Below are 6,831 nucleotides of genomic sequence, written 5' to 3'. Positions count from 1 at the left end.
ACCTCGGCGCCGGCGCCGGCGCCGAGGTCGGGGCAGGCTCCGGCTCCGGCTCCGAACTCCCCGAAGCGTTCTGCGTGTACCAGGCCGGCGGCGCGTAGTCGATGGTGAACTCGCCCGTCGCCTCGACGGCGGACTCCGCATCGGGCTGGTCATCGCCGGGTGTTGCCCAGCCCCCGCGGATCCCGTCCCGATCGCTGCCCACAGTTCCTCCTGGTCTGGTCGAGCACCCTTGTGCCGTCGCGCTGTGCCGGGGCGACCACCTGCAGTGGTCCGAACTGGCCCTGCATGAGGACGACATCGTCCGAACCGGCCTCCCCCGGGCCTGTGACGCCGGTACCCGGTTCGCGGGTTCTGGCGTCGCGTCGGGTACCAGCCTAGTCACGGGCAGCCCCACCCCGTCAGCCCTGCCCACCCTCAGCCAGTGCCACCCACAACACCCGTCGCTGTCAAGGGGCATACACATTCACTGCACAAACGAAAGAAACCGCCCATGGAAGAAGAACCACGGACGGTCACCTCGTCGGGTCCGGTCCGGAGCACCGGACCGGACCCGAACTGCTCGGGCTGCTCGGAGTGCCGGACTACTCGGTGGCCCCGGCCGCCGTCCCTCCGGTGCCCGCCCCGCCGGCCCCCGGCGCCGGTTCCAGGTCGAACTCGCCGTCCCGTGCGCCGAGCACGAAGGCGCGCCACTCCGCCTCCGTGTAGCGCAGCACGGTGTCCGGGTCGAGGGACGACCGCATGGCCACCGCACCCTCGGGCAGATAGGCGATCTCGACCCGCTCCTCGTGCTCCTCGGTACCCGGCGCGCTGTGCCACTCGACGCCGGAGATGTCGAGGGCGTAGAGCTCGTCCTTCTCCCGCTCCTTGCGTGCCTTGATCTCCTCAGCCGTCTCCGCCATGTCGCAGCGACCCCTTCCCGACGTATGACTGGTCCGATGGACCGGTACGAGCGCTCACATTAGTGGCACCCCGCGTCCCACCTGGGCGGTTCCGCGGACCGCGGTAAAGGGGCCCGCCGCCGACTGGTACCCTGGGTGACGGCCGTATGTGTACGCACCCTCGGAGCCCTGCTTCGGAGGCCGCGCCCTGCGGATCCCGCCTTCCGAGTCATGGAAGATCCCCCGAGGAGAAGACCGGGGGCGCTCGGTGGCCAGTCACAGACCATGAGGAGTACGCGTGTCGCTCGACGCCGCTACGAAGAACCAGATCATCGCCGACTTCCGCACCAAGGAAGGTGACACCGGCTCCCCCGAGGTCCAGGTCGCTCTTCTGTCCCGTCGGATCTCCGACCTGACGGAGCACCTCAAGACCCACAAGCACGACCACCACTCCCGTCGTGGTCTGCTCATCCTGGTCGGTCAGCGCCGCCGGCTGCTGCAGTACCTCGCCAAGAAGGACATCCAGCGCTTCCGTGCGCTGGTCGACCGCCTCGGCATCCGTCGTGGTGCGGCGGGCGCCAAGTAAGACGCCGTGACGGGAGCGGTTCCCCTGAGGAAAGGGGACCGCTCCCTTTGCTGTACGTGCCTGTACGTGCGGAGTGTCACCACCTCTTTGTAGTGTGGTAGCACAACGCAGGAACAAGAACACCGACTCGCTGTGACGGCCGGTACCGCACCAGGTCGTGGCCGTCACCGGCACCCCCGACGTCCTCCGGACGTCCCGACGTACGAGGGAAGCGCACCTCGCCGCCGCCGGTCCTCGGTAGTGGCCCCCGGGTGAATGAACCCGGGAGCTTCGATCGAAGACCGGCCCGCACCAGACGGCGCGCTTCTCCGCCCCCGTCCCCCCGCCACACGGGCGAGGCGGGACGAAAGACGACAAGTAACGGAGAACCCACTGGTGGAGAACGAGACCCACTACGCCGAAGCCGTCATCGACAACGGCTCCTTCGGCACCCGCACCATCCGCTTCGAGACGGGCCGCCTCGCCCGGCAGGCCGCCGGTTCCGCCGTGGCCTACCTGGACGACGACACCATGGTGCTGTCGGCCACCTCGGCCTCGAAGAACCCCAAGGACCAGCTCGACTTCTTCCCCCTCACGGTGGACGTCGAAGAGCGGATGTACGCGGCCGGCAAGATCCCCGGCTCCTTCTTCCGCCGGGAGGGCCGGCCCTCCGAGGACGCGATCCTCACCTGCCGCCTCATCGACCGCCCGCTGCGCCCGTCCTTCAAGAAGGGCCTGCGCAACGAGATCCAGGTCGTCGCCACGATCATGGCGCTCAACCCCGACCACCTGTACGACGTCGTGGCGATCAACGCCGCCTCCGCGTCCACGCAGCTGGCCGGTCTGCCCTTCTCCGGCCCGATCGGCGGCGTCCGCGTCGCGCTGATCCGCGGCCAGTGGGTCGCCTTCCCGACGCACACCGAGCTCGAGGACGCCGTCTTCGACATGGTCGTCGCGGGCCGTGTCCTGGAGGACGGCGACGTCGCGATCATGATGGTCGAGGCCGAGGCCACCGACCAGACGGTCAAGCTGGTCGAGGGCGGTGCCGAGGCCCCCACCGAAGAGGTCGTCGCCGCCGGTCTCGATGCCGCGAAGCCCTTCATCAAGGTCCTCTGCAAGGCCCAGGCCGACCTCGCCGCGAAGGCCGCCAAGCCGACCGGCGAGTTCCCCATCTTCCTGGACCACCAGGACGACGTCCTGGAGGCGCTGACCGGCGCCGTCCGCCCCGAGCTCGCCCAGGCGCTCACCATCGCCGGCAAGCAGGAGCGCGAGGCCGAGCTGGACCGCGTCAAGCAGCTCGCCGCCGAGAAGCTCCTGCCGGAGTTCGAGGGCCGCGAGAAGGAGATCTCCGCCGCGTACCGCGCGCTGACCAAGTCCCTGGTCCGTGAGCGCGTCATCAAGGAGAAGAAGCGCATCGACGGCCGCGGTGTCACCGACATCCGCACCCTGGCCGCCGAGGTCGAGGCCATCCCGCGGGTGCACGGCTCCGCGCTGTTCGAGCGTGGCGAGACCCAGATCCTGGGCGTCACCACCCTCAACATGCTCCGCATGGAGCAGCAGCTGGACACCCTCTCCCCGGTGACCCGCAAGCGCTACATGCACAACTACAACTTCCCGCCGTACTCCGTCGGCGAGACCGGCCGCGTGGGCTCCCCCAAGCGCCGCGAGATCGGCCACGGCGCCCTCGCCGAGCGCGCCATCGTGCCGGTGCTCCCGACCCGCGAGGAGTTCCCCTACGCGATCCGTCAGGTGTCCGAGGCCCTCGGCTCCAACGGCTCGACGTCCATGGGCTCGGTCTGCGCCTCCACCATGTCGCTGCTGAACGCCGGTGTGCCGCTCAAGGCCCCCGTCGCCGGTATCGCCATGGGCCTGATCTCCCAGGAGATCAACGGCGAGACGCACTACGTCGCCCTCACCGACATCCTCGGTGCGGAGGACGCCTTCGGCGACATGGACTTCAAGGTCGCCGGCACCAAGGAGTTCGTGACCGCGCTCCAGCTCGACACCAAGCTGGACGGCATTCCCGCCTCCGTCCTGGCCGCCGCCCTCAAGCAGGCCCGTGACGCCCGCCTCCACATCCTCGACGTGATGATGGAAGCGATCGACACCCCGGACGAGATGTCCCCGAACGCGCCGCGGATCATCACCGTGAAGATCCCCGTCGACAAGATCGGTGAGGTCATCGGCCCCAAGGGCAAGATGATCAACCAGATCCAGGAGGACACCGGCGCCGACATCACGATCGAGGACGACGGCACCATCTACATCGGTGCCGCCCAGGGCTCACAGGCCGAGGCCGCCCGCGCCACGATCAACAGCATCGCCAACCCGACCATGCCGGAGGTCGGCGAGCGCTACCTGGGCACCGTCGTGAAGACGACCACCTTCGGTGCGTTCGTCTCCCTGATGCCCGGTAAGGACGGACTGCTGCACATCTCGCAGATCCGCAAGCTCGCCGGTGGCAAGCGCGTGGAGAACGTCGAGGACGTGCTCGGCGTGGGCGCCAAGGTCCAGGTCGAGATCGCCGAGATCGACTCCCGCGGCAAGCTCTCCCTCGTCCCCGTGATCGAGGGCGAGGACGACGACAAGAAGGCCGACACCGACCAGTGACGTCCCACGGCTCCAAGGCGACGGCCCGCACCTCTCCCAAGGCGCGGGCCGTCGCCCGTACCCAAACCCTCATCCAGGGCGAGAACGGCACCGGTACCGTCCGCAGGACCACCCTTCCCGGAGGACTGCGCGTCGTCACCGAGACCCTGCCCTCGGTCCGCTCGGCGACCTTCGGCATCTGGGCACACGTCGGCTCCCGCGACGAGACGCCCGCGCTGAACGGCGCCACCCACTATCTGGAGCACCTGCTCTTCAAGGGCACGCACCGCAGGTCCGCCCTGGACATCTCCGCCGCCATCGACGCCGTCGGCGGCGAGATGAACGCGTTCACGGCCAAGGAGTACACGTGCTACTACGCGCGCGTGCTCGACACCGACCTGCCGCTCGCCATCGACGTGGTCTGCGACATGCTGACCGGCTCCCGCATCCTCGAGGAGGACGTCGACATCGAGCGCGGCGCGATCCTCGAAGAGATCGCGATGACCGAGGACGACCCGGGCGACGGCGTGCACGACCTGTTCGCGCACACCATGTTCGGCGACAACCCGCTGGGCCGCCCCGTCCTCGGCACGGTCGACACGGTCAACGCCCTCACCGCCGACCGCATCCGCCGCTTCTACAAGAAGCACTACGATCCGACCCACCTCGTGGTCGCCTGCGCCGGCAACATCGACCACGACGACGTCGTACGCCAGGTCCGGGACGCCTTCGAGGCGGCCGGCGCTCTGAAGGACCCGGACGCCCAGCCGATCGCCCCGCGCGGCGGACGGCGCACCCTGCGCACCGCGGGCCGCGTCGAGGTGGTCGACCGGAGGACCGAGCAGGCGCACATCCTCCTCGGGATGCCGGGCCTGTCCCGCACCGACGAGCGCCGGTGGGCCCTCGGGGTGCTCAACACCGCCCTCGGCGGCGGCATGTCCTCCCGCCTGTTCCAGGAGGTCCGGGAGAAGCGCGGCCTGGCCTACAGCGTCTACTCGTACACCTCCGGCTTCGCCGACTGCGGCCTCTTCGGCGTGTACGCCGGATGCAGGCCGTCCCAGGTGCACGACGTGCTGAAGATCTGCCGCGACGAACTCGACCAGGTCGCCGAGCAGGGCCTGCCCGACGACGAGATACGGCGCGCCATCGGCCAGCTCCAGGGCTCCACCGTCCTCGGTCTGGAGGACACCGGCGCGCTGATGAACCGTATCGGCAAGAGCGAACTGTGCTGGGGGGAGCAGATGTCGGTCGACGACATGCTGGCCCGGATAGCCTCGGTCACCACGGACGATGTCCGCGCGGTCGCCCGCGACGTCCTGGGACAGCGGCCCTCGCTGTCGGTCATCGGCCCGCTCAAGGACAAGCAGGCGGCCCGGCTGCACGACACGGTCGCCTGACCGACCGGCCCGGATCCCACGGTTTTCGACCTCTCCGGTAAGGAAGCAAGGAAGATGAGCAAGTTGCGTGTGGCGGTCCTCGGCGCCAAGGGCCGTATCGGCTCCGAGGCGGTACGGGCCGTCGAGGCCGCCGACGACATGGAACTGGTGGCCGCGCTCGGCCGGGGCGACCGGCTGGAGACCCTCGCCGAGGCCGGCGCCCAGGTCGCCGTCGAACTGACCACCCCCGCCTCGGTCATGGGCAACCTCGACTTCTGCGTACGTCACGGCATCCACGCGGTCGTCGGCACCACCGGCTGGACCGACGACCGCCTCGCACAGCTGACGGGCCTGCTCGAGCAATCTCCGGAGACGGGCGTGCTCATCGCGCCGAACTTCTCCATCGGCGCCGTGCTGACCATGAAGTTCGCGCAGCTCGCCGCCCCGTACTTCGAGTCCGTCGAGGTCGTCGAACTACACCACCCCAACAAGGTGGACGCTCCCAGCGGTACCGCCACCCGCACCGCCCAGCTCATCGCCGAGGCCCGCCGCAAGGCCGGTAGTGCCCCCGCCCCGGACGCCACGGTCACCGCCCTGGACGGCGCCCGCGGCGCCGACGTGGACGGCGTCCCGGTGCACGCCGTCCGGCTGCGCGGCCTGCTGGCCCACCAGGAGGTCCTGCTCGGCGGCGAGGGCGAGACCCTCACCGTCCGCCACGACTCCCTGCACCACAGCAGCTTCATGCCGGGCATCCTGCTCGGCACCCGCCGCGTGGTGACCACTCCCGGCCTGACCTTCGGCCTGGAACACTTCCTCGACCTGAACTGAGCCCGAGCCGACTCCATGCGCGCGAAAATCTCCTACGCCGTCACGGCCGCCGTCCTGGTCGTCTACTTCGTCCTGGTCGGCAGCCGCGGTGTGCTCCTCATCCAGGCAGGAACGCCCCTCACCGTCGCCTTCGGCGTGGCGGTGCTCATCCTGCCGGTCATCGGTGTGTGGTTCCTGTGGAAGAACACCGAGTTCGTCCGCAACGCCAACCGGCTCGCCGCCGAGCTCGACGCCCAGGGCGGACTGCCGGTGGACGAGCTCAAACGCCTGCCCAGCGGCCGTGTCGACCGGGACTCGGCCGACGAGGTCTTCGCCCGGCGCAAGGCCGAGACGGAGGACGCCCCCGACGACTGGCGCAGCTGGTTCCGGCTCGCCGTCGCCTACCACGACGCCCGGGACACCCCGCGCGCCCGCAAGGCGATGCAACGCGCGATCGCCCTGCACAGGACGGCCCCCTGACGCAGGGCGACCGCAGCAGGACGAGAACGGGCCGGGGGGCCGGGCCCGGGGTGGGGCCCGGCCCCCCGCCCCCCAGGGGGGCCCCGGGGAGGCCCCCCCACCACCCCCCCGAAAAACGCGGCCCCCCCCCCCCCCC

7 protein-coding genes are annotated in these 6,831 nt (G+C 70.0%); 5 read left to right on the top strand and 2 right to left on the bottom strand.

Going from position 1 to position 6,831, the window contains the following annotated elements:
* Both ACFWVE_RS34425 and ACFWVE_RS34420 read right to left on the bottom strand, forming a co-directional pair.
* The coding region (locus ACFWVE_RS34425; protein ID WP_384023027.1) for an SCO5717 family growth-regulating ATPase at positions 1-202 on the bottom strand (202 nt) is incomplete at its 3' end.
* Positions 203-581: 379 nt separating this feature from the next.
* A complete protein-coding gene (locus ACFWVE_RS34420; RefSeq protein ID WP_384023024.1) occupies positions 582-899 on the bottom strand; it encodes a DUF397 domain-containing protein in 318 nt (105 codons plus the stop codon).
* Positions 900-1,176: 277 nt separating this feature from the next.
* Between ACFWVE_RS34420 and rpsO the strand changes: the two genes are divergently transcribed.
* The 5 genes from rpsO to ACFWVE_RS34395 all read left to right on the top strand — a co-directional run bounded on the left by rpsO (position 1,177) and on the right by ACFWVE_RS34395 (position 6,695).
* Positions 1,177-1,464 carry a 30S ribosomal protein S15 gene (rpsO, locus tag ACFWVE_RS34415; protein ID WP_042168273.1) on the top strand — a complete coding sequence of 96 codons (288 nt, stop codon included), beginning with the start codon at positions 1,177-1,179 and terminating at the stop codon, positions 1,462-1,464.
* Positions 1,465-1,839: 375 nt separating this feature from the next.
* On the top strand, positions 1,840-4,053 hold the full coding sequence (locus tag ACFWVE_RS34410) for a polyribonucleotide nucleotidyltransferase (RefSeq protein ID WP_384023021.1): 2,214 nt from the start codon (positions 1,840-1,842) through the stop codon (positions 4,051-4,053).
* Complete coding sequence (locus ACFWVE_RS34405) at positions 4,050-5,429, top strand: M16 family metallopeptidase (protein ID WP_384023018.1); 1,380 nt, start codon at positions 4,050-4,052, stop codon at positions 5,427-5,429. Before ACFWVE_RS34410 ends, ACFWVE_RS34405 begins: the two co-directional genes overlap by 4 nt.
* Before the next feature lie 54 nt (positions 5,430-5,483).
* The gene (dapB, locus tag ACFWVE_RS34400; protein ID WP_384023015.1) at positions 5,484-6,236 is read left to right on the top strand and encodes a 4-hydroxy-tetrahydrodipicolinate reductase; all 753 of its coding nucleotides are present in this window, start codon (positions 5,484-5,486) and stop codon (positions 6,234-6,236) included.
* A gap of 15 nt (positions 6,237-6,251) precedes the next feature.
* Positions 6,252-6,695, top strand: coding sequence for a hypothetical protein (locus tag ACFWVE_RS34395; RefSeq protein ID WP_384023013.1), 444 nt, complete (start codon positions 6,252-6,254; stop codon positions 6,693-6,695).
* Positions 6,696-6,831: the final 136 nt, after the last annotated feature.

Origin of the sequence: Streptomyces sp. NPDC058632 (genome assembly GCF_042717095.1) — a bacterium.
Taxonomy (GTDB): domain Bacteria; phylum Actinomycetota; class Actinomycetes; order Streptomycetales; family Streptomycetaceae; genus Streptomyces.
Note: the sequence above shows the minus strand (reverse complement) of the source record. Positions and strands in the feature narration are given on the sequence as shown.